The sequence below is a fragment of the Martelella sp. HB161492 genome, from assembly GCF_013184775.1.
GTDB lineage: Bacteria > Pseudomonadota > Alphaproteobacteria > Rhizobiales > Rhizobiaceae > Martelella.
Window position 1 is genome coordinate 154,468 of record NZ_JAATVV010000001.1, and the last position, 20,928, is coordinate 175,395.

The 20,928-nt window shown below is 58.9% G+C and carries 22 protein-coding genes; 13 read left to right on the top strand and 9 right to left on the bottom strand.

Annotated elements, in window-relative coordinates; genetic code table 11:
- Positions 1-118 precede the first annotated feature (118 nt).
- Positions 119-631: an RNA pyrophosphohydrolase gene (locus HCK86_RS00700; protein WP_348641034.1), complete on the top strand. Its 513-nt coding sequence runs from the start codon at positions 119-121 to the stop codon at positions 629-631.
- Between the two features lie 72 nt (positions 632-703).
- Here HCK86_RS00700 and bfr read toward each other — a convergent pair whose 3' ends face one another.
- From bfr to dnaN, 7 genes are all read right to left on the bottom strand, one after another.
- A complete protein-coding gene (gene bfr / locus HCK86_RS00705; protein ID WP_176082555.1) occupies positions 704-1,192 on the bottom strand; it encodes a bacterioferritin in 489 nt (162 codons plus the stop codon).
- On the bottom strand, positions 1,140-1,469 hold the full coding sequence (locus tag HCK86_RS00710) for a (2Fe-2S)-binding protein (protein WP_141148752.1): 330 nt from the start codon (positions 1,467-1,469) through the stop codon (positions 1,140-1,142). The genes bfr and HCK86_RS00710 overlap by 53 nt, the downstream gene beginning before the upstream one ends.
- Before the next feature lie 300 nt (positions 1,470-1,769).
- A complete protein-coding gene (locus HCK86_RS00715) occupies positions 1,770-1,919 on the bottom strand; it encodes a hypothetical protein (RefSeq protein ID WP_176082556.1) in 150 nt (49 codons plus the stop codon).
- A gap of 160 nt (positions 1,920-2,079) precedes the next feature.
- Positions 2,080-3,051 (bottom strand): complex I NDUFA9 subunit family protein, encoded by a 972-nt coding sequence (locus tag HCK86_RS00720; RefSeq protein ID WP_176082557.1) that lies wholly within the window; start codon positions 3,049-3,051, stop codon positions 2,080-2,082.
- Positions 3,052-3,203: 152 nt separating this feature from the next.
- The gene (pyrF, locus tag HCK86_RS00725) at positions 3,204-3,911 is read right to left on the bottom strand and encodes an orotidine-5'-phosphate decarboxylase (protein ID WP_176082558.1); all 708 of its coding nucleotides are present in this window, start codon (positions 3,909-3,911) and stop codon (positions 3,204-3,206) included.
- Positions 3,908-4,498: a histidine phosphatase family protein gene (locus HCK86_RS00730; protein WP_176082938.1), complete on the bottom strand. Its 591-nt coding sequence runs from the start codon at positions 4,496-4,498 to the stop codon at positions 3,908-3,910. Before HCK86_RS00730 ends, pyrF begins: the two co-directional genes overlap by 4 nt.
- Before the next feature lie 22 nt (positions 4,499-4,520).
- Positions 4,521-5,639 (bottom strand): DNA polymerase III subunit beta, encoded by a 1,119-nt coding sequence (gene dnaN / locus HCK86_RS00735; protein WP_141148755.1) that lies wholly within the window; start codon positions 5,637-5,639, stop codon positions 4,521-4,523.
- A 221-nt stretch (positions 5,640-5,860) separates the two neighbouring features.
- On the opposite strand from dnaN, the gene rsmI reads away from it, so the two are divergent.
- From rsmI to HCK86_RS00790, 11 genes are all read left to right on the top strand, one after another.
- Entirely contained in the window at positions 5,861-6,763 is a 903-nt protein-coding gene (gene rsmI / locus HCK86_RS00740; RefSeq protein WP_176082559.1) for a 16S rRNA (cytidine(1402)-2'-O)-methyltransferase, read from the top strand.
- Complete coding sequence (locus tag HCK86_RS00745; protein WP_176082560.1) at positions 6,753-7,118, top strand: YraN family protein; 366 nt, start codon at positions 6,753-6,755, stop codon at positions 7,116-7,118. The genes rsmI and HCK86_RS00745 overlap by 11 nt, the downstream gene beginning before the upstream one ends.
- A gap of 126 nt (positions 7,119-7,244) precedes the next feature.
- Positions 7,245-8,546 carry an extracellular solute-binding protein gene (locus HCK86_RS00750; protein WP_176082561.1) on the top strand — a complete coding sequence of 434 codons (1,302 nt, stop codon included), beginning with the start codon at positions 7,245-7,247 and terminating at the stop codon, positions 8,544-8,546.
- A gap of 69 nt (positions 8,547-8,615) precedes the next feature.
- Complete coding sequence (locus tag HCK86_RS00755; protein WP_176082562.1) at positions 8,616-9,497, top strand: ABC transporter permease subunit; 882 nt, start codon at positions 8,616-8,618, stop codon at positions 9,495-9,497.
- 11 nt (positions 9,498-9,508) lie between these two features.
- Positions 9,509-10,351: a sn-glycerol-3-phosphate ABC transporter permease UgpE gene (gene ugpE, locus HCK86_RS00760; protein ID WP_176082563.1), complete on the top strand. Its 843-nt coding sequence runs from the start codon at positions 9,509-9,511 to the stop codon at positions 10,349-10,351.
- A 10-nt stretch (positions 10,352-10,361) separates the two neighbouring features.
- Positions 10,362-11,441: a sn-glycerol-3-phosphate ABC transporter ATP-binding protein UgpC gene (ugpC, locus tag HCK86_RS00765; protein ID WP_176082564.1), complete on the top strand. Its 1,080-nt coding sequence runs from the start codon at positions 10,362-10,364 to the stop codon at positions 11,439-11,441.
- Positions 11,442-11,555: 114 nt separating this feature from the next.
- Positions 11,556-12,503 carry a glutathione synthase gene (gene gshB / locus HCK86_RS00770; RefSeq protein ID WP_176082565.1) on the top strand — a complete coding sequence of 316 codons (948 nt, stop codon included), beginning with the start codon at positions 11,556-11,558 and terminating at the stop codon, positions 12,501-12,503.
- A gap of 332 nt (positions 12,504-12,835) precedes the next feature.
- On the top strand, positions 12,836-14,377 hold the full coding sequence (locus HCK86_RS00775; protein ID WP_176082566.1) for a YifB family Mg chelatase-like AAA ATPase: 1,542 nt from the start codon (positions 12,836-12,838) through the stop codon (positions 14,375-14,377).
- Positions 14,378-14,671: 294 nt separating this feature from the next.
- Positions 14,672-15,709: a DUF2793 domain-containing protein gene (locus HCK86_RS00780; protein ID WP_176082567.1), complete on the top strand. Its 1,038-nt coding sequence runs from the start codon at positions 14,672-14,674 to the stop codon at positions 15,707-15,709.
- Between the two features lie 756 nt (positions 15,710-16,465).
- Positions 16,466-17,059, top strand: a complete 594-nt coding sequence (locus tag HCK86_RS00785) for a sugar transferase (RefSeq protein ID WP_176082568.1) — start codon at positions 16,466-16,468, stop codon at positions 17,057-17,059.
- A 259-nt stretch (positions 17,060-17,318) separates the two neighbouring features.
- Entirely contained in the window at positions 17,319-17,594 is a 276-nt protein-coding gene (locus HCK86_RS00790) for a DUF1153 domain-containing protein (RefSeq protein WP_141148765.1), read from the top strand.
- 320 nt (positions 17,595-17,914) lie between these two features.
- Here HCK86_RS00790 and HCK86_RS00795 read toward each other — a convergent pair whose 3' ends face one another.
- Complete coding sequence (locus HCK86_RS00795; RefSeq protein ID WP_176082939.1) at positions 17,915-18,265, bottom strand: flagellar export protein FliJ; 351 nt, start codon at positions 18,263-18,265, stop codon at positions 17,915-17,917.
- Between the two features lie 428 nt (positions 18,266-18,693).
- Here HCK86_RS00795 and HCK86_RS00800 point away from each other — a divergent pair, with 428 nt between their 5' ends.
- A complete protein-coding gene (locus HCK86_RS00800) occupies positions 18,694-19,395 on the top strand; it encodes a response regulator transcription factor CtrA (RefSeq protein ID WP_176082569.1) in 702 nt (233 codons plus the stop codon).
- A 107-nt stretch (positions 19,396-19,502) separates the two neighbouring features.
- Here the strand turns inward: HCK86_RS00800 and HCK86_RS00805 are convergent, their stop codons facing one another.
- The gene (locus HCK86_RS00805) at positions 19,503-20,858 is read right to left on the bottom strand and encodes a hypothetical protein (RefSeq protein WP_176082570.1); all 1,356 of its coding nucleotides are present in this window, start codon (positions 20,856-20,858) and stop codon (positions 19,503-19,505) included.
- Positions 20,859-20,928 lie beyond the last annotated feature (70 nt).

Below are 20,928 nucleotides of genomic sequence, written 5' to 3' on the forward strand. Positions count from 1 at the left end.
CATGCGCCCCCTTCCTGCCTGATGGCCCGGCATGATAACAAGGCGGCAATTTCAGCCCTGCCGCCTTCAGCTCCTGTCCGGGCGGCTTATTTTCAGGAGGTTTGCCTTGTCTGAGGACATCCGCCGGCCACGCGCCGATGAACTCCCCTATCGCCCCAATGTCGGTGTCATGGTGCTCAATCGTGACGGCAAGGTCTGGGTTGGCCGCCGCCTGTCGGAAAACAACAGCGAAAGCGATGGCCGCCCGCAGCTGTGGCAGATGCCCCAGGGCGGCATAGATGCCGGTGAGGCTCCGCTGCCCGCAGCTATGCGCGAACTCTATGAAGAAACGGGCATGAAGACCGTAACGCTTCTGGCCGAGGCCTCACGCTGGATCAATTATGATCTGCCGGAAGCGCTGATCGGCATCGGCCTGCGCGGCAGATATCGCGGCCAGACCCAGCGCTGGTTCGCCTTCCGCTTCGAAGGTGACGAGCGCGAGATCGCCATTGACCCGCCGCCTCAGGGCCACATGCGCGAATTCGATGCCTGGCAATGGGTCGACATGGAGGCCCTTCCCGACCTGATCGTGGACTTCAAACGTGCCGTCTACCAGGAGATCGTCGCCGAATTCCGCCACCTTGTGGCCTGACGAAAAACCCCGGCCTCATGCGGGCCGGGGCTCTTCTTCATCAATGATCAGACTGCACTGCAGCATAGATGATCAGTCTTCCGCCTCATTGGTGGCGGCAGCGTTGAGCATGGCGTATTTCTTGTCGCCAAGTGTTTCAAGCAGCTCAAGCTGGGTCTCGAGGAAGTCGATATGGCCCTCCTCATCAATCATCAGCTCCTCGAAGAGCTTCATGCTCACATAATCACCAGCTTCGTGACAGATATCACGCGAGGCCTTGTAGGAATTGCGGGCCTCATATTCACCGGCAAGATCGGCTTCCAGCACTTCCTTGACATTCTGGCCGATGCGCAGTGGTGCAAGTGTCTGCAGATTGGGATGACCTTCGAGGAAGATAATGCGATCCACCAGCTTGTCGGCGTGGTGCATTTCCTCGATCGATTCGGCGCGCTCCTTGGCGGCGAGCTTGGTTAAGCCCCAATCCTCAAGAAGACGGTAATGCAGCCAATACTGATTGACCGCACCAAGCTCAAGAAACAGTGCTTCGTTCAGCCGCTCGATGACTTTTTTGTCGCCTTTCAATGTCCGCTCTCCTGTTTTGTTCATGGAACTGTTTGAGGCGGCTCATAAAATCAAAAATCTCCGCCTCGGTCGAGTCACGTTTCAGATGATACGCCTCTGTCGTGCGGATGATAATGTCGACGACGTTCGGGAAGCAACCGCAGCAACGGCCGCGCTTTGCCATACGGTGGTAGACTTTCGCCGGTACGATAAGCTGCCAGCAATCTTCTGCGAGGAGCTCGTTAACCGTGTCCTCGATCTCTTTTTCAGTGATGAAATTGCAGCTGCAGACGAGCATGACCTTAACCGATGGCTGTTAAACCTTCCTTTTCGAGGCGACTTTGCCGAAAGAAGGTGACCACTGTCAAGATTTTTCTGGAGTATGAAAGTTCACATTTAGGCGACGCAGTGTTCATGTGGACGCGGCCGATGACGCTTAAGCGGCTTTTCAGCGACCGGGCGACATACTGTGCGCCGGGCCTCCCACCTCTCAGACACGCGACAAAATACCGCATGCCACACGGCAGCGGATTTTACATGTAGAGAAAGGAGAAGGGAGGAAATGCTCTGGTCCGATCCGCCCCCAGATCAGAACCGGTCAGTGAATTGCCGCAGTCGCACAAGGATCGATGCCATAGGCCGGTGCACAGCCATCCTTGCCGGCAGCGACCGTACCCGGCGCAGCAAGCGAGGCGGCGATGATAACCAGCGCAGCACCAACAAAGAGGAAGGCAATCGATTTACCCATCGCGAAAGACCTTTCAGTATCTGATCGCTCAATCATGATCACGCCCAACATGTCAACAAAGCGTAAACAACGTTACCCTTGTGACAGCAGTATCACTACGTCTATGACGCAGAGGTGAAAATTTTGTTCCAATTATGATGCCATGAAGCGCATTTTGCCCTCAGGCGACACGCCCGAACTGCCCGTGTTCGCGGTACTGCACCAGATATGACGGCAGGACTGAACCGAGCACGACCGGCGTAATGCCCGCCGCCTCGAGTGTGCGTCCTTCCGCAATCGCCTCGGCAGAGACGACATTGTCATGCTTCAGCAGCCGAATCTGATCCGGCGTTACCGGCGGCCTGACCAGCGGCACCGCGGAGGCGATGCCGGCAAACAGCGAGGCCAGCCCGAAAGGAACAGACACCAGCCGGCGCTTGCGCCCGGTGATCTTCAAAATCATCTCGAGACACTGACGGAAATCGACAACGTCGCGACCGCCAAGTTCGTAGATTGCTCCGTTGACGAGCTTACCTTCGACAGACAGCGCGACAGCCTCAGCAACATCACCGACATAGACCGGCTGGAATTTCGTCCTGCCTCCGCCGATCAGCGGCAGGAAGGGCGATGACAATGTCATGGCTGCAAATTTGTTGAAAAACTGGTCTTCCGTACCGAAGACCAGTGACGGTCTCAGGATCACGGCATCGCCGAGCGTATCCTGCACCGCCCTTTCGCCGGCAGCCTTCGTGCGCGCGTAGGAAGACGCTGCGCTGGCACTGGCACCGATGGCAGAAACATGGGTGAGCGCAGCACCTTCAGCCCGCGCGGCTTCGGCAACGAGCGCGGCGCCCTTGGCCTGCACGGAATCGAACTTGTTCTTGCCGCTCTCGAACAGCAGACCGACACAATTGACGACATGGGATGCGCCGGAAACGGCATTTTTGACCGAATCGGGATAACGCAGATTGGCCTGAACGAACGTGATCTGCCCGACATTGCCGAGCGGCTGCAGGAAACCGGCAAGATCCGGCCGACGGACCGCAACACGAATGCGATAGCCACGCTTGGCAAGCGCACGCACGACATAGCGCCCGAGAAAACCCGACCCACCGAATACCGTCACCAACGGGGGAATATTCGAAAGCGTCATAGCTCGCTCCTGACTGCACACATGTTCATGATAGATTGCAATTCCCTTAGCCCAATCCGACAGCAAGGTGAAGTGCCTAACGCCGCTGCGGCCCAAAAGGCAGTGTTTTTTCCGCCTCGTGGCTTTGCCGTCACAGGTAATTAATGCCCGACTTACCGGTTGGCCGGCCAGATGGCCGTTTCAACTTCTCCGAGAATGGCGCGCACGGCTGCCTGCGGGTCGTCTGCCTTGACCACAGGGCGTGCGACGACAAGATGGGAGGCCCCGGCCTTGACGGCATCATGCGGGGTGACAACCCGCTTCTGATCCCCCTGGTCCGCGCCGAGCGGGCGGATACCAGGCGTCACGACCGCCATGTCCGGCCCGACGATCTGGCGCACGATGTCAGCTTCTGCAGCTGAACAGACGATCCCGCCCATCCCCGCTTCAGCCGCCTGCGCCGCGCGCTTTTCCACCAGGCTCTTCGCATCGATTGCATACCCGGCCTCAAGCAGATCCTCGTCATCCATGGAGGTGAGGACGGTAACGCCGAGCAGGCAGAGGCCGGAGCCCTCGGCGGCAGCCACGGCAGCCCGCATGGCCTTGGGATAAGCGTGCAATGTCAGCATCGACATGCCCATCTTGGCGATATTCTCGACACCCTTGGCAACCGTGTTGTCGATATCGAGCAGCTTCATATCAAGGAAGATCTTCTTGCCGTCGGCAGCCAGCTCGCGGGCGAAATCCAGTCCGCCTGCAAAAGCCAGCTGATAGCCGATCTTGTAGAAATCCACCGCATCGCCCAGCAGCGTGACCATGGCTTCCGCCTCGGCCACCGTCGGGATATCCAGCCCGACAATCAATCGATCCTTCGCACTCATTTCGGCCATCCTTCCCATCGTTCCATCGGCGTCCAGTCGCATAAAAGCCCGCCATCGGAAAGGCTGAAGCAGAAAATATTTCCGCCACCGGCCGGCTGATCCTCATCGGCACCGATCGCCACACCTTTCAGATGGCACTTCAGCAGCGTTCCAACCGCGCCATGGCCGACAAAGGCGATGGGGCGTTTCCACCGCCGAAGCGCAAGCACGGACTGAACAGCTTTGACAATGCGCGCCTGCGCATCCTCAGCCCGCTCCCAGCCGCGATAGGAGACATCCGGCTGCCCGAGAAAGGCGAGCCGTGCAGCCTCGAAATCCGCACCAGCCAGATAGCCGGTGGCCGAGCGGTCATTTTCATGAGTCTCTGCCACAATCTCGAAACCACGTCCCGCCGCTGCCGCCAGAATGCCTGCGGCCTCAACCGCCTTGGTTTCAGCACTCGCGATGATATGGCCGAGGTCCTGCACGACTGGCCGCGCGGCAAAGGCCGCCATGCGCTTTCGCCCGAGAGCGGAAAGCCGCCATTCAGGCACCGGCACGGCAGGATCCTGGTCCACCTGGGGATGCGTGACGTAGAGTGCGTAAATCGTCCCCTCCCCGTTGGTCGGCCTAAACGCGCATCGGCATCAGGACATAGAGCGCTTCGGCGCTGGCCGTATCACGGATCAGCGTCGGCGATCCGGCATCGGCAAACAGGAAAACGGCATCCTCGCCGGTCAGCTGCGAGGTAATGTCGAGCAGATATTTGGCGTTGAAGCCGATATCCATCGGCTCGCTGTCATAGGAGACGGCGAGTTCATCGGTGGCGCTGCCCGAATCGGGATTGTTGACGGTCAGCGTCAGCTGGCCTTCGGAAAGCGACAGCTTGACGGCGCGGCCGCGCTCAGATGACACCGTCGAAACGCGGTCAACGGCCTTGGCGAAGCCCTGGCAATCAATGCGCATCTCGCGATCATTATTGGCCGGAATAACACGCTGATAATCCGGGAAAGTGCCGTCGATCAGCTTCGACGTCATGACGATCTCGCCAATGGTAAAGCGGATCTTCGCATCGGAAACCTCGACCTTGACGCTTGCCTCCGGGTCGTCAACCAGCTTCTGGATCTCGCCCACCGTCTTGCGCGGAATGATGACGCCCGGCATGTTTTCGCAACCCGCAGGCGCCTCGATCTCGGCGCGCGCCAGACGGTGACCATCGGTGGCGACAGCACGCAGCTTCAAAGACGACCCCTCGCTCATGGCGTGGAAGAAGATGCCGTTCAGATAATAGCGGGTTTCCTCGGTGGAAATCGCGAACTGGGTCCGGTCGATCAGCATCTTCAGCTCGGAGGCCTTGATGGTGAAGGCATGGCTGAAGGTGCCGGCGGTCAGATCCGGAAAATCGGCTTCGGGCAGGCATTGCAGCGAAAACTTCGACCGGCCCGAGGCAACCGAGATCGACGCCCCATCGGGATCGGTCGCCAGCATCACCTCCGAACCGTCCGAAAGCTTGCGGACGATTTCATAAAGCAGATAGGCGGGCACGGTGGTCGCACCGGCCTTTTCCACCATGGCAGCCGTTGCCTCGGTGATTTCAAGATCCAGGTCGGTTGCCTTCATGGTCAGGCTGTTGCCTTCGGCCTTCAGCAGCACATTGGAGAGAATCGGGATCGTGTTGCGCCTTTCGACCACGCGATGAACATGGTTCAGGGACTTCAACAGGTTGGACCGCTCCAGGGTGATACGCATGACTTTCGCTTCCACTCAATCTCCGCCGCACGGGCGTTTGGAACCAGCGGCCACGATCAGGTGCCGCCGCAGGTTTGGGGGCTCAAATTGACAGGAAAGCCGGGTGAAAGGCAAGGGCCGGTTTTCACGCCATACCCATAATTCACATGAGGACGGCTTCAATATCCTTGTCGCCAGTGCAAAGCCGTGATCATAAGAAGACATGAACAGGGACAACAACCATGCAGGATAACGCCGGGGCGCCAACTTTCGAGATTTCCGGGCGCAAACTCGATGCCCGGCCGCTTGCGCCCGGCCTTTATCTGGTGGCAACGCCGATCGGCAATCTCGGTGATATCACCCTGCGTGCGCTGGAGACGATCGCCGCCGCCGATATCCTCGCCTGCGAGGATACCCGCGTGACCCGCAAGCTCATCGACCGCTATGTCATCCGCGCCCGCCCCTTTGCCTATCACGAGCACAATGCCGAGGAAGCCGGCGAAAAGCTTCTGGCAGCACTGCGCGAGGGCAGATCGGTGGCGCTGGTTTCCGATGCAGGAACGCCGCTGGTCTCCGATCCCGGCTATCGTCTTGCCATACGTGCCATCGCCGAAGACCTGCCGGTCTTTCCGATCCCCGGCGCCTCGGCACCGCTGGCAGCCCTCGTCGGCGCCGGCCTTCCCAATGATGCCTTTTTCTTCGCCGGCTTTCTGCCGTCCAAGGACAAGGCGCGGCGCGACCGGCTTGCAGAACTCGGCGCCATCCCGGCCACGCTGATCTTTTTCGAATCACCGCATCGGATCGCCGCCACGCTTGCTGCGGCCGCCGATGTCCTGGGCGGCGAACGCCCCGCCACCGTCTGCCGGGAACTGACCAAGACCCATGAGGAATTTTCCCGCGACACGCTCGGCCTTTTGGCCGACGCCTTCGCGACACGCGATGTGAAGGGGGAAATCGTGCTGGTCATCGGCCCGCCGCTGCCCAGGCAAGCCCCGGCAGAAGAAGATGTCGATGCGCTTCTGAAGCGCCTGGTCGCCGAAATGCCCGCAGGCAAGGCCGCAAGCGAGGCCGCCCAGATGACCGGGCTCGCCCGCCGCGACCTCTATCAACGGCTACTGACCCTGAAGGACAGCGATGACGCGTGAGCCGGCCTCGTCCCGCGTCAAGGCAGAACGCCGTGGCCGGCGGGCGGAATGGATCGCTGCGCTTTACTTAACATGTAAGGGCTATCGTGTTGTCGCCATGCGCTACAAGACGCCATCGGGAGAGATCGACCTGATAGCCCGCAAAGGCGACCTCGCGATCTTCATCGAGGTCAAGGCGCGCAAAAGCCGCGAAAGCGCCATTGATGCGGTATCCTTTGAGGCGATGCGGCGCATCCGGGCGGCATCTGACCTTTGGCTCGCGCGCCAGAGGAACTGGCAGGCACTCTCTTCGCGCTTCGACATCATCGCCGTCACGCCCGGCAGGCTGCCACGGCATATCCCTGACGCATTCTGACAAGCGTCAGGCCAAATTGGCCATTTTACAATTCTGCAACAAATCCTTAGCGGCACCGTCATGAAGAGCCGCTACCCGTCCTGCATTCGAATTTGCAGTTTTCCTACACTTCGAACGGGGACATTCATGATCAAGAAATTTGCGCTCGCCGCCTTTGCGGTCGGTCTTTCCGCATCAACCACGCTGGCCGCCACCGACATCACCTGGTGGCACGGCATGGGGGGAAAGAACCAGGAAATCATCAATCAGATTTCCGAAAAGTTCAATGCATCGCAGGATGCCTGCCAGCTGACACCCATCTCCAAGGGCACCTATGAAGAGGCGCTCGCCGCTGGCATTGCCGCGTTCCGCTCGGGCGAGCAGCCCAATATCCTGCAGGTCTTCGACGCTGGTGCCGCCACCATCATCAACGCCAAGGGCGCCGCCGTCCCGGCTGAAGATCTGATCAAGAACGCCGGTTACGACTTCAACCGCGAAGACTTCATTGAAGGCGTGCGCTATTTCTACGCCGACAGCACCGGCAAATTCGTCGGCATGCCGTTCAATTCTTCGGCGCCGATCATGTATATCAACACCGAAGCCATGGAAAAGGCCGGCATCACCGAGCCGCCGAAGACCTGGGAAGAGTTCGAGGCCATGGCCCCGAAGCTGAAAGCAGCCGGCTACACCCCGCTGGTCCAGTCGCAGCTGACCTGGGAAATGACCGAGAACTTCTTCTCGCGCAACAATATCCAGTTCGCCTCGAACAACAACGGTTATGACAGCATCGACGGCACCGAGATCATGGTGACCAATCCCGAGCATGTCATGATGTATAAGAAGCTCAAGGAATGGTATGACGAGGGCTATTTCGGCTATTACGGCGCCGGCTGGTCCGACAATCAGAAGCCCTTCGAAGAAGGCAAGGTTGCGTTCTGGGTCGGTTCGTCCGGTTCGTTTGGCGGCCTGCAGACGTCAGCCCAGATGCCGTTTTCGGCAACCTTCCTGCCCTATTGGGGCTCGATCGAAGGTGCTGGCACGCATTCCTTCATCGGTGGCGCCGCCCTCTTCGCCCTGTCGGGCAAGTCAGATGCCGAGAACAAATGCACCGCCGCCTTCTTCGAATTCCTGACCTCCCCGGAAATCCAGTATTTCTGGCACAAGTCGACCGGCTATGTTCCGATCACCAAGGCCGCCTATGAACTGGCCAAGACGGACGGCTGGTACAAGGAGCACCCGGTTGCCGAAGTCGGCATTCAGCAGCTGTCCCTGCCCGACGGCGAGTGGGCCCGTGGCTATCGCATGGGTTTCTACCCGCAGATCCGCGAAATCATGGAACGCGAATATAACCGTATCTTCGCTGGTGAAACGACCGTTGAAGACGCCATGCAGACGATCCAGGACGAGGGCAATGCCCTTCTGGCCCGCTTTGCCAAGACGGCCGGCTGATCGCATCTCCACGCACCTGACATCCGGGGGTCTTCAGACCCCCGGATTTGCCGTATCGGAAATCAGCTCATGAAGCGCGTCCAATTCTCCAGGCCCCTGCTGCCCTACCTATTCCTTCTGCCGCAGATGGCCGTGGTGTTCATCTTCTTCTACTGGCCCTCGGTGCAGGCGGTCCAGTCGTCGTTCTACCTCGAGGATCCCTTCGGCTTCGGTTCCACCTTTGTCGGCTTTTCGAATTACCGCGATGCAGTCACCAACAGCCAGTATCTGCGCATCTCGGCCTTTACCGTGGTCTTCACGCTGCTCGTGACGTTTTTTTCACTCGCTTTCGGCCTGCTGCTCGCGACCAAGGCGGACGCTGTGATCCGTGGCTCAAGCACCTACAAAACCCTGCTCATCTCCGTCTATGCCATTGCCCCCCCGGTGGCGGGACTGATCGGCATGATGTTCTTCGACCAGCATGTCGGCCCCTTTGTCGCATTTGCCCGCTATTTCGGCTGGGACATGAAGGTCGGCATGAATTATTACGACACCGCCTTTGCGATGATCGTTGTCGCCGTCTGGAAGCAGATCCCCTATAATTTCATCTTCTTCCTGTCGGGCCTGCAATCCATTCCCGTTTCGGTCAGAGAAGCAGCGGCCATCGACTGCCGCGCACCGTTGCGCCGTTTCTGGACGGTGACCCTGCCGATGCTGGCGCCGACGGCCTTTTTCCTGCTGATCATCAACATGACCTATTCGCTCTTCGACACGTTCGGCATCATCGATGTGATCGTGAAGGACAAGGCGGCGAACAATCCGATCACCCTTGTCTACAAGGTCTACATGGACGGCTTCCGCGGCAATGATATCGGCGGATCGGCCGCACAGTCCGTCATCCTCATGCTCGTCGTCTTCGTGCTGACCATCTTCCAGTTCCGCTTCATCGAGCGGCGCGTCCACTACAATTGAGGAAAGCGCCCATGCACAGAACCAGATTTTTCGATCACATCATCCTGCTGATTGGCGCCTTTGTCATGATCGCTCCGGTCTTCGTCGCCTTCATGACCTCGACCCACGAGGCGGTGGATGTTCATCTTAACGGCCTGCAGATCAGCTGGGGCGACGATTTTTCCTCCACCTATGGCGCCGTCCTGACACAGAAGGGCGGGTTCACCGGCGAGGTGACCGGTGCCCGCATGGTGATGAACTCCTTCATTCTCGGGATCGGCTTTGCCGTCGGCAAGATCGTGCTGTCGATGATGGCGGCCTATGCCATCGTCTATTTCCGTTTCCGGCTTGGCACATTGTTTTTCTGGATGATCTTCACGACACTGCTGCTGCCGCTCGAAGTCCGCATCCTGCCCACCTATGACGTCATGACCAAGCTGCATCTCGTCAACAGCTATACCGGTCTCATCCTGCCGCTGCTGGCCTCTGCCACCGGGACCTTCTTCTTTCGCCAGTTCTTCAAATCCGTTCCTGACGAGCTGCTTGAAGCCGCGCGCATCGACGGCGCCGGGCCGGTGAAATTCTTCTTTGATATTCTTGTGCCGCTGTCACGGACCATGATCGCGGCCATCTTCATCATCATGTTTGTCTATGGCTGGAATCAGTATCTCTGGCCGGTGCTGATGACCAATGACGAGAGCTTCTACACACTGGTGCGCGGCATCAAGCAGATCCTGCTCGTCTGGGTCGGCAGCCAGATCCCCGAATATAACAAGGCCTTTGCGCTGGCCATTCTCGCCATGCTGCCCCCGGTTCTGATCGTCGTGATCTTTCAGAGCTGGTTCATCAAGGGTCTGACGGAAAGCGACAAGTAAGGAACAGCCAATGGCATCGATCGAAATCTCCAGGGTCTCCAAGACGTATACCGGCCAGACACGGGCGGTGAGCGATGTCGACATTTCCATCCGGGATGGCGAATTCATCGTTCTTGTCGGACCGTCTGGCTGCGGCAAGTCCACCCTTTTGCGCATGGTGGCAGGCCTGGAAGACATCTCGGAGGGCACCATCTCCATCAACGGCCGGGTGGTCAACACCATCGACCCGGCCGACCGGGACATTGCCATGGTGTTCCAGAATTACGCGCTCTACCCGCATATGACGGTCTATAACAATCTTGCCTATGGCCTCAAGAACCGGGGAACCCCCAAAGCGGAAATCACCGCGCGCGTGCAGGAGGCAGCGCGGATGCTGGAGATCGAGCAATATCTCGAGCGCAAGCCGCGTGCCCTTTCCGGCGGCCAGCGCCAGCGTGTCGCCATGGGCCGCGCCATCGTGCGCAAGCCGGCAGCCTTCCTGTTCGATGAACCCTTGTCCAATCTTGACGCCAAGCTGCGCGTGACCATGCGCGGCGAGATCAAGCGGCTGCAGAAGCGGCTTGGAACGACATCGCTCTACGTCACCCACGACCAGCTGGAGGCCATGACACTGGCCGATCGCCTTGTCGTGCTCAATGCCGGGCGGATCGAGCAGATCGGCACGCCGCTCAAGGTCTATCATGAGCCGGCCTCGACCTTTGTCGCCAGCTTCATCGGTGCACCAGCCATGAACCTCATGGACGGGCATATCGAGGGCGGCAACCTCAGGATCGGTGATCAGACGATCGATCTTGGTGGCGTGGCGGAAGGGCTCTCCGGCAATGTCACCATCGGCATCCGGGCCGAAGACCTGAAAATCGAAACAGGTTCCGGCGCAGCACTTCGTCTCGAATTTGACTATGCGGAAGAACTCGGCGCCCTGCGGCTTGCCCATTTCACACTTGCCGGCAGGACAGTGACTGCAGCCCTGTCCCCGGATATCCCCCTCACTGGCACCATGATGCTCACCATTTTGCCCGAAAAGATGCATTTCTTTGACGCTGCAAGCGGCCAGCGCCTGTCATCCTGCGGCGCTTGCCTTGCGGCCTGAGGCGATCCCCGGCCGGGTTTTCTGCCCGGCCGCGGCTGACCCGTTGCCAAGCGGCGGCGCCATCATTACATATCTTTCCGTTTTGGATGACATTAACGCGGAAACAGTGCTCTCATGGCCAATATCAGGAATGTCGCGGTCCAGATGGACCATATCTCCACGGTGAAGATCGCAGGCGATTCCACTTTCGCCATGTCGCTGGAGGCGCAGGCCCGGGGCTACAAGCTGTTCCACTACACGCCCGACCGGCTTTCCATGCGCGATGGCAAAGTGTTTGCAGAGGTCGAGGCGATGACGCTGCGGGATGTCGAGGGGGATCACTATGATCTCGGGCCGCGCGAACGGGTCGATCTTTCGACCATGGATGTCGTGCTTCTGCGTCAGGATCCTCCCTTTGACATGGCCTATATCACCACCACCCACATGCTGGAGCGCATTCACCCGAAGACACTGGTGGTCAATGACCCGGCCTGGGTACGCAATTCACCGGAGAAGATCTTCGTCACAGAATTTGCCGATCTGATGCCGAAGACGCTGATCACCAAGGACCCTGGCGAACTGGCACGGTTCCGCAACGAAATGGGCGACATCATCCTGAAGCCGCTTTACGGCAATGGCGGCGCCGGTGTGTTCCACTCAACCCGCGACGACCGCAACTTCACATCGCTGCTGGAAATGTTCGGCCAGATGTTCCGGGAACCCTATATCGCCCAGCAATATCTGCCGGCCGTCCGCAAGGGTGACAAGCGCATCATCCTCATCGATGGCGAATTTGCCGGCGCAATCAACCGTGTCCCGGCGGAGACCGACAGCCGCTCCAACATGCATGTCGGCGGCCGGGCCGAGCCGACCGAACTGACCGCACGTGAGGCGGAGATATGTCGCCGCATCGGCCCCGCCCTGAAGGCGCGCGGCTTCATACTGGTCGGCATCGACGTGATCGGCGACTATATGACGGAAATCAACGTCACCTCCCCGACCGGTATCCGCGAGGTCCAGAAATTCGGCGGCGCCGATATCGCCGCGCTCTTCTGGGATGCCGTCGAAAAGAAGCGCGGCTGAGCCTTCACGCGCGGCGACCTGATTAGCAAAGGCCTTCCTGGATCATGGGGAGGCCTTTTTCTTGCGACACGCATTCAGACCACCAGAACGTGTATATTTTCATTGCATCCTGACACAACCGGAACAGATCGTTCCGCCAGCACCAGGCTGACGCACAGCCTTGTGGCCTTCTCAGTGAGTGCATCATTTGTTCCCCCAAATACAACCCGAGACAACCATAACACAACCCATAAGCTGCGCAAGTTCTATTTTTGTTCTTGCTTGATCGCGATATTCATGCGAGGGTTGCATCAAGACTTTGGTTCGCGCAGATTTCGGGGGACGGCGAGATTATGGTTTCCAGGGTGAATACGGTCGCATTTCAGGGGATAGAGGGCGTCCCTGTTGATGTTCAGGTGATGGTTGCACCCGGCAAGATCGGCATGCAGATTGTCGGGCTGCCGGACAAAGCGGTGGCGGAAAGCCGCGAGCGTGTCCAGGCGGCACTGCATGCCTCCGGCCTTGCCCTTCCCGCCAAGCGCATCACCATCAATCTGGCGCCGGCAGACCTGCCCAAAGAAGGCTCGCATTTCGATCTGGCAATCGCACTCGGACTGATGGCGGCGCTTGGTGCAATCCCGGCAGATGTGCTCGGCAATTTTCTCGTCATTGGCGAACTCAATCTCGATGGTACCATTGCCGCCGTCGCAGGCGCTCTGCCCGCCGCCATGACCGCCAATGCGCTGGACAAAGGTCTGATCTGCCCGGCCGATTGTGGCCCTGAAGCGGCCTGGGCGGGAGGCGATCTCGACATTCTGGCGCCACGGAGCCTCATTGCCGTCGCCAATCATTTCAAGGGCACACAGGTGCTCTCAAGACCACAGCCGGCGATCCGCCATCCCGGCGGTTCCGGGGGCGATTTTTCCGAGATCAGAGGCCAGGAAAGCGCCAAGCGCGCGCTGGAGATCGCCGCCGCCGGCGGTCATAACCTGCTGATGGTCGGGCCGCCCGGCGCTGGCAAGTCGATGCTGGCTGCCCGCCTGTCATCCATTCTGCCGCCGCTCGCCCCTGCGGAGTTGCTTGAAGTCTCCATGATTCATTCAATTGCCGGCCAGATTGCCGGGGGCAAGCTTTCGGACCGCCGCCCCTTTCGCGCACCGCATCATTCCGCCAGCATGGCATCACTTGTAGGTGGAGGACTGAAAGCGAGGCCGGGAGAAGCCTCGCTTGCCCATCATGGTGTTCTCTTTCTCGATGAACTGCCAGAATTCTCGCCCCAGGTGCTCGATGCATTGCGCCAGCCGCTCGAAACCGGCGAGTGCGTGATAGCACGGGCCAACCACCGCGTCTCCTATCCGGCCCGTTTCCAGCTGATTGCCGCCATGAATCCCTGCCGCTGCGGCATGGCAGGCGAACTCGGCCATAGTTGTGCGCGCGGCGAGCGCTGCGCCAGCGACTATCAGGCCCGCATTTCCGGACCATTGCTGGACCGCATCGATATCACCATCAATGTCCCTGCTGTCTCCGCTCTCGATCTGATGGGACCGCGCAGCAGCGAACCGAGCAGCGATATCGCCCGCCGCGTGACCCGCGCCAGGTCGGTGCAGACAGAACGCTTCAGGAAGACAGATGCCACGGGGACCAATGCCCGCTGCAGTGCCGGACAGATCGAGGACATCGCCATGCCTGATCCTGCCGGCCTGGCACTGCTTCAGGAAGCAGCCGAAAAGCTTCAGTTTTCCGCCCGCGCCTATCATCGTATTCTGAAAGTGGCGCGCACGATCGCCGACCTTGATGGCAAGGATCATGTCGGCAGATCCCATGTCGGGGAAGCGATTGCCTATCGGGTCGCGACGCGGCAACCATCAGGCCTGCAGACGGCGAAAAGCGCCTGAAATCAGGGCACAGCCCTGTGCGGCCACCGTCTGTCGGCTGGACGCGCAGGCATTTCCGCGATTTGCGCCAGCGCACGGACATATGCCGTTTGCCGCGCATGCGTGAATGGTGGCGACCGTGTCGCGATCATATGATCGGCTGCGCCAAGCGGCCAAACCCGCAGTGGCGACCTGCGAATAGGGATCGAGGGTCCGTTTCAGGCTGAAAGCTGACAGAATCTCGCCAACCTTTATCCCCGGCTTCTGCCATCCGCTTAATCTTGGCCATGAAACTCTTTCTCAATGGAGACGGCCATGTCGGAAAATACTGCCAATCTCGGACTTCCCTTCATCATGCCCGCACAGGCACAAAAGCACGTCACCCACAATGAAGCACTGCAGCGGCTTGATGCGGTCACACAACTTTCCATTGTATCCACACGGACAGTACCGCCGCCGGCGCCGGCCGAGGGTGAACGCTATTGCGTCGGCACTGGCGCAAGCGACGCCTTCAGCGGCTCAGACAACAAAATTGCAGTCTATCAGGATGGCAGCTGGACCTTCATCGCGCCCGCTCCGGGCTGGCTGGCATGGTTCGAAGATGACGAAAGTTTGCTTTGCTATGACGGCACCGCATGGAGACAGCCGCCACTGCCCGCATCAGCCGTTTGCGACATGCTCGGCGTTAACGCCAGCGCCGACAGCACCAATCGCCTCACCGTGGCAGGCGCGGCCACACTCCTGAACAATGCCGGCAATGGCCACCAGCTGAAGATCAACAAGGCAGCAAGCACAGACACGGCATCGCTGCTGTTTCAAACCAGCTGGTCGGGTCGGGCAGAAATGGGCCTTGCCGGCAGCGACAACTTCGCCATCAAGTCCAGCGCCGATGGCAGCAGCTGGTACGAAGCCCTTCTGGTTTCGGATAATGGCACGATTTCCATGCCGCAACGCCCTGTCGTTCGCGCGGCACCATCATCTTCAGCCGGCGTGATCCCGGAGGGCAGCGAAACCGGCGTTGACACGCTCCACCTGCATCAGGCGGGTTTCGCACTTGCCAGCGCCTGCGCCGGCGGCGGCTATGCGCTGCATGTCGCAGTAACCGGCTATTATCATCTCTCGCTTCTTGTTACCGCGTCGGCCAGTGCCGCCCATTCCGTTGAACTGCGTAGAAACAGTTCAGAGACCATTTTCACCCTGATGGGCGCTTCCAGCGGCGGAATATCGGCAAGCAGGGCGGGCAGTGCCATCGCCTATCTGAGCGCCGGCGATACATTGACCTTGCTCCATCATGGCGGTGCCACCTATGAACTCGGCTACGGGAAAACGGAAATATCGGCCTTTCGGCTCTAGCCGTGCAGCCTTACGGGGCTGTCGCGGTCAGGCGCAAGACGCCTGGTTCCGCGATCGGCCCGGGTGTCGCCTTCACCCTTTTCGCAGCTTGCCACCAAACGCGACGCTACGGTATCAGGCAGACCTTCTTGTGGGCGTTCAACTGGTGTCTCCGGCGCGTGGCGAAGGATGGCAAGCCGCTTCCTTCCCTTCTGCACGGCGCCGGACGACCTTGCGATCATGCGGCGCTGGTCGCCTGCAGTGCCTGCTGCAGGCTCTGTCCCGGCCGAAACGGCGATCCGTTGCCGCTCTCGCACGGTGAGCACAGCCGCAGAAACTTGAAAATGTGACCAGTAAGACACAGCGATAGCTATGCATACAGCGCATGGCTACCATTCGTATATGGGACGCACATTCCGAAAAATACAACTATTGGGGTTTATCATTATAAATACAACATGTTAGTTGTTCGATGCGCGGACGCCGGGCGATGCCAACCGCTCTGCTCCGGTGAATGACGTTAATCATTTTCTGCTTCTCCCTGCTGCACCCCTTGATTTGAGGCTTTTTCTTGGTGACAAAGAGACCGGAAGATATTAAAACAATCCCACATCAGGAAATTCTAATACAATTTTTATTGAGGGTATTTCCTTGACCGTGACAGATTTTCAAAATTCGAATTCGATCTATTTTTCAGATATAAATACATTGCCGACTCGCGCCTTTGGACATGAGGTTTGTGTTGCAACATCTTCGAAGAGGCGAACCGTCCAGTTGATGGTCAAACGTTTGTTCGATCTTGTCGTCTCATTCGCCGCAATCATCGCTTTATTCCCGCTGTTTCTGATCGTCGCGACATTGATCAGGATTGACAGTCCCGGCCCCATATTCTTCACGCAGACGCGATGGGGTCAGGGCGGGAAGAAGATCAAGATCTTCAAATTCAGATCGATGCGAACCGATCTGGGTGACGAAAGCGGTGTTCAGCAGACGGTCGCCAATGATCCGCGGATCACCAAGATCGGCGCCTTCATGCGGCGCACGAATATTGACGAGCTGCCGCAGCTCATCAATGTGGTGAAGGGTGACATGTCGCTGATCGGGCCGCGCTGCCATGCAGTCGGGATGCTTGCCGGCGGCATGCTCTATGAAGAACTGGTTCCGGAATATCACATGCGCCATCTGATGAAACCGGGCCTCAGCGGCCTGGCGCAGATTCGCGGTTGGCGCGGACCGACGACCCGCAGGGGTGAAGCACGCGCCCGCGTGATGTGCGATCTCTATTATGTCGCAAACTTCAATCTACTGCTCGACGTCAAGATCTTTATCGCCACAATTCGCTCTGAAGTTGGTCGCGGGACCGGGTTCTGACGCTCCATCCTTCCGGATGCTGCAGACGGCCCGAAACCCGGGCCGTTTTGTTCTTTTGGGACGATGCCTGGTCCGATCGTGCCCGGCCGGTACAGCTCACGTAAGTCCAGCACAACAGATACCGTATTCTGCAGCGCCCCAGGTCAGTCCCCGGCAACGCGGTGTCTGGTTACCGGAAGGTTACCTCCCCTTTAGGTAAATCTTAAAAATGTGGCGTTAGCGTCTCTCATGTTGGTTGTGAGTTTATGTAGAGAGTACGATGACCGAACTAGTCCGCTCCCGCGCGAAGTATGTAATAGGCCCCGACGGAAGTCCGCTGACCGTAGCCGATCTTCCACCGGCCAATACCCGCCGCTGGGTCATTCGCCGCAAGGCTGAAGTCGTTGCCGCCGTGCGCGGTGGTCTGCTCAGTCTCGAAGAGGCCTGCGAACGCTACCGGCTGACGGTGGAAGAGTTCCTGTCCTGGCAGACCTCGATCGACGATCACGGCCTGGCTGGATTGCGGACAACGCGGATCCAGCAATACCGGAACTGACCGCGGGCAATTTTCCGCCGCAGGACCTGCCGGCGCGCTGATCAGTCGAGGATCACGCAGCAGGATGGCGCCGGCCATAAAGACGTCCACAAGACATCGATGTGCGAGCAGCACTGCCAGATCCCCGCTCTCGACTCACCTTTTCCGTTCCTTCGGCTTCTCTTGCAGATCAACGGCGCACGGGCGGCGGCCGACGCAAAGGCCCTGCGCTTAAAAGCGGCGAAACACATGCTCCATCAGAGATTTCCGCTTCGGCCAATGAAAAAGGGACCGCATCACGGTGATGCGGTCCCTTTTTGCTAAGCTGGCTGCCGGACGCTTCAGGCGCGTTTCCGGCTCACCCCATCACGATCTTCAAGCGCCGCCAGGCGCTGATACTCCGTGTCGAGTTCAAGAAGCTCGCTTTCACCAACGGCTCTCTGCTCAAGAAGGTCACGAACAGAAACGTTCAGATTATCTGCCCGCTGCCGCGCCGACTTGGCAAAGGTGGAATAGGCGAAATGCGCAGGATCCGTGATCCCGGTCTTCTGTTCTTCCGCGTCAATCTGTCGCTTCAGTTCATCGGACATACGCTCGAACTCGTCGATCATCAGCTGCAGCTGCTGCAGCTGCCGCCTTTTTTCCTTCACCTGAAACGCCTTTAGGCGCAACAGACTGTTTCGTGCCTTCATACGCAAATACTCCCCGGCTAACGAACGCATATCCGAAAGGCCCCCCCAACATTTGATTCGCTCCTGCGTCAGCCGGATATGCTTAACGAAAAACGAATGCTGGTAACCTTTCGTTTACAGCCATGGCAGATCATAGGCGACATGACTTAAGGGTCGGTAAACCCGAAGCACGGAAACAGACGAAAACTAGCGAGTCTTATGAATCACTTAGCGAAATTTTCTCACCTGTTTTCTCGGCTCTCAGGCGCCTGAAACATGAGCAAAATCATAAGGCTGACCAATAAAATTAATAAAATCTGACCATCTTGCCAGAGAGAATCAGAATTTGTTAACCATTAGGTGTCAGCTTCACGTCAGGTCATCACTGAGTCCGTATCGCGTCGGGGCGAGATCAGACCTTTTAATAGCGGCGGTTTAAGGGGAAAGACATGCGGGTTCTTTTAATCGAAGACGACAGCGCTACGGCTCAAAGCATTGAGCTGATGCTCAAGAGCGAAAATTTCAACGTCTATACGACGGATCTCGGCGAGGAAGGTGTCGACCTCGGCAAGATCTATGATTACGACATCATCCTTCTCGACCTCAATCTGCCGGATATGTCCGGCTATGAGGTGCTGAAGGCCCTGCGCGTGGCCAAAATTGCGACGCCGATCCTGATCCTCTCCGGCATGTCCGGCACGGATGACAAGGTGCGCGGCTTCGGCTCCGGCGCAGACGACTATCTGACCAAGCCGTTCCACAAGGAAGAACTGGTTGCCCGCATTCACGCCATCGTCCGCCGTTCCAAGGGCCATGCCCAGTCGGTGATCTCGACCGGTGATCTGACGGTCAACGTCGATGCCAAGACCGTCGAGGTCGGCGGCCAGCGCGTGCATCTGACCGGCAAGGAATATCAGATGCTGGAACTGCTCTCACTGCGCAAGGGCACCACGCTGACCAAGGAAATGTTCCTTAACCACCTTTATGGCGGCATGGACGAACCGGAACTGAAGATCATCGACGTCTTCATCTGCAAGCTGCGCAAGAAGCTGGCCAATGCCGCCGGCGGCACCAATTTCATCGAAACAGTCTGGGGACGGGGTTATGTCCTGCGCGATCCCGATCAGCAGGAAATGCAAAAACGCGCCTGATCGGGCCAATCCCGGAACAATTTCTCAAAGAGCGTCGCAAGCCAGAAGGCTTCCGGCGCTCTTTGCGTGTCGGCAAGCGCGGCGCGTCCCTGCCCCTGCCGCGCGTCTCACCCCTCGACGATCGGAGCACATAGGAGTCGCAGCTCGGCCTTGATGCCATCAATCCTGAACAGCGCCTGCCGCACCGACTTTTGTGCCTTGGCCAGAGCGACCCGGTCATTACAGGCCGTCAGCGGCTCTTCTGTCTTTACCGCATTTTCAGCGTGGACAAGGGCAGAGCGGGCCGTTGCGAGACTGCTCTCCGCCTCGGCCAGCTTGAGCCCGAGCGAATCGAAATCGCCCATGAAATCGCGGCGGTTGTCGCGGGCCGTCAGGATGGTTTCCATCAGCGAAAGGCGGGCTTTCTGGGTCAGCCGCAGCGAATCGCCCTGATCGATCAATGGCAGGACATAGGAGATCAGGAACTGCAGATTGAAGCCGCCGGTCTGGGTCATGAAATTCGGGACGGATGTGGTGAGCTTGGTGAAGCGTGACTGCTTTGCCAGCTGCAGCTGTGCTCCGGCCGCCGCCACCAGCAGATCTTCAAGCTGGCGATTGCCTGAATGTTCAAAACAGGCGGCGCCATCATCCGTCACCACGTTTGGCAGCGCTTTGAGCGCCGGCAGCATCGACTGGCCGGGCGCCACATCATAGCCGCCCTCAGCAAGGCCGGCCAGTGCCAGCAGCTGGTCCCGGCCCGATGCCATAGACTGCTTCACCGCCTCAAGCTCGGCATCCGCAGCCTTGATCTGACCGCGCAGTGCGTCAAGCTCCGATGGGCTGGCATTGCCAAGCGCAACCTCCACTTCGAGGTCATCGACCTTGCAGGCAAGCGCCGCCTGATCATTCAGCACGTCCTCGCGTTTGAAATCGAGCGCCGAATAGTCGACATAGGCAGAGAGCAATCTGGTCATCGCCTTGTGCTCCGCCACCTGATACTGAACCGGGATCAGGCGGCCGGCAATGGCAACGGCATTCCGGTCGAGACGCAAGAGCGCGCGCATCACGTCCCAGTTCACGCCAAGAACGATGTTGGAGTAGGATGTGATGTCATCGACATCACCGGTATAGTAGGAGATCCGCCGGGCCGTGACGCTGACGCGCGGATAGCGCCCGGACTTGGCCGCATCAAGCTCCACAACGGCTCTGGCCTTGCTGATCCGCGCGCGCAAAAAATCCTTTCCGCGATCCTTCGCTGTCGTCATCAGCCGGTCGGGATCAAGCACGGCCTCATCGGGGGGCGGCGGTGCCGGCGGCGCGTTGATCTCCCTTTCCATCTGATCAATCTGGCGGACAGTGTCACGCAGTTCTGGTGACGTGCAGCCCGACAGCATGATGCCGATGGCAAACAGACCCGGCCACGAGAGAGCGCCGTGCGTCCTTTTGGGCGCACCAGCACGCTCTATCTCATTGAATCGACGCATTGTTCCTTTCGAAAATCGATTCCGATTTTCGAGCCGATGCGCTAGCCTGCCCACGAGCAGGCTGGCGTCA

Coding starts and splice junctions, on each gene's coding strand:
- HCK86_RS00710 (WP_141148752.1), bottom strand. CDS start 1,469: ATGCTCGTCTGCAGCTGCAATTTCATCACTGAAAAAGAGATCGAGGAC.
- HCK86_RS00715 (WP_176082556.1), bottom strand. CDS start 1,919: ATGGGTAAATCGATTGCCTTCCTCTTTGTTGGTGCTGCGCTGGTTATC.
- HCK86_RS00720 (WP_176082557.1), bottom strand. CDS start 3,051: ATGACGCTTTCGAATATTCCCCCGTTGGTGACGGTATTCGGTGGGTCG.
- pyrF (WP_176082558.1), bottom strand. CDS start 3,911: ATGAGTGCGAAGGATCGATTGATTGTCGGGCTGGATATCCCGACGGTG.
- dnaN (WP_141148755.1), bottom strand. CDS start 5,639: ATGCGTATCACCCTGGAGCGGTCCAACCTGTTGAAGTCCCTGAACCAT.
- rsmI (WP_176082559.1), top strand. CDS start 5,861: ATGCAGGATAACGCCGGGGCGCCAACTTTCGAGATTTCCGGGCGCAAA.
- HCK86_RS00745 (WP_176082560.1), top strand. CDS start 6,753: ATGACGCGTGAGCCGGCCTCGTCCCGCGTCAAGGCAGAACGCCGTGGC.
- HCK86_RS00750 (WP_176082561.1), top strand. CDS start 7,245: ATGATCAAGAAATTTGCGCTCGCCGCCTTTGCGGTCGGTCTTTCCGCA.
- HCK86_RS00755 (WP_176082562.1), top strand. CDS start 8,616: ATGAAGCGCGTCCAATTCTCCAGGCCCCTGCTGCCCTACCTATTCCTT.
- ugpE (WP_176082563.1), top strand. CDS start 9,509: ATGCACAGAACCAGATTTTTCGATCACATCATCCTGCTGATTGGCGCC.
- ugpC (WP_176082564.1), top strand. CDS start 10,362: ATGGCATCGATCGAAATCTCCAGGGTCTCCAAGACGTATACCGGCCAG.
- gshB (WP_176082565.1), top strand. CDS start 11,556: ATGGCCAATATCAGGAATGTCGCGGTCCAGATGGACCATATCTCCACG.
- HCK86_RS00775 (WP_176082566.1), top strand. CDS start 12,836: ATGGTTTCCAGGGTGAATACGGTCGCATTTCAGGGGATAGAGGGCGTC.
- HCK86_RS00780 (WP_176082567.1), top strand. CDS start 14,672: ATGTCGGAAAATACTGCCAATCTCGGACTTCCCTTCATCATGCCCGCA.
- HCK86_RS00785 (WP_176082568.1), top strand. CDS start 16,466: ATGGTCAAACGTTTGTTCGATCTTGTCGTCTCATTCGCCGCAATCATC.
- HCK86_RS00790 (WP_141148765.1), top strand. CDS start 17,319: ATGACCGAACTAGTCCGCTCCCGCGCGAAGTATGTAATAGGCCCCGAC.
- HCK86_RS00795 (WP_176082939.1), bottom strand. CDS start 18,265: ATGAAGGCACGAAACAGTCTGTTGCGCCTAAAGGCGTTTCAGGTGAAG.
- HCK86_RS00800 (WP_176082569.1), top strand. CDS start 18,694: ATGCGGGTTCTTTTAATCGAAGACGACAGCGCTACGGCTCAAAGCATT.
- HCK86_RS00805 (WP_176082570.1), bottom strand. CDS start 20,858: ATGCGTCGATTCAATGAGATAGAGCGTGCTGGTGCGCCCAAAAGGACG.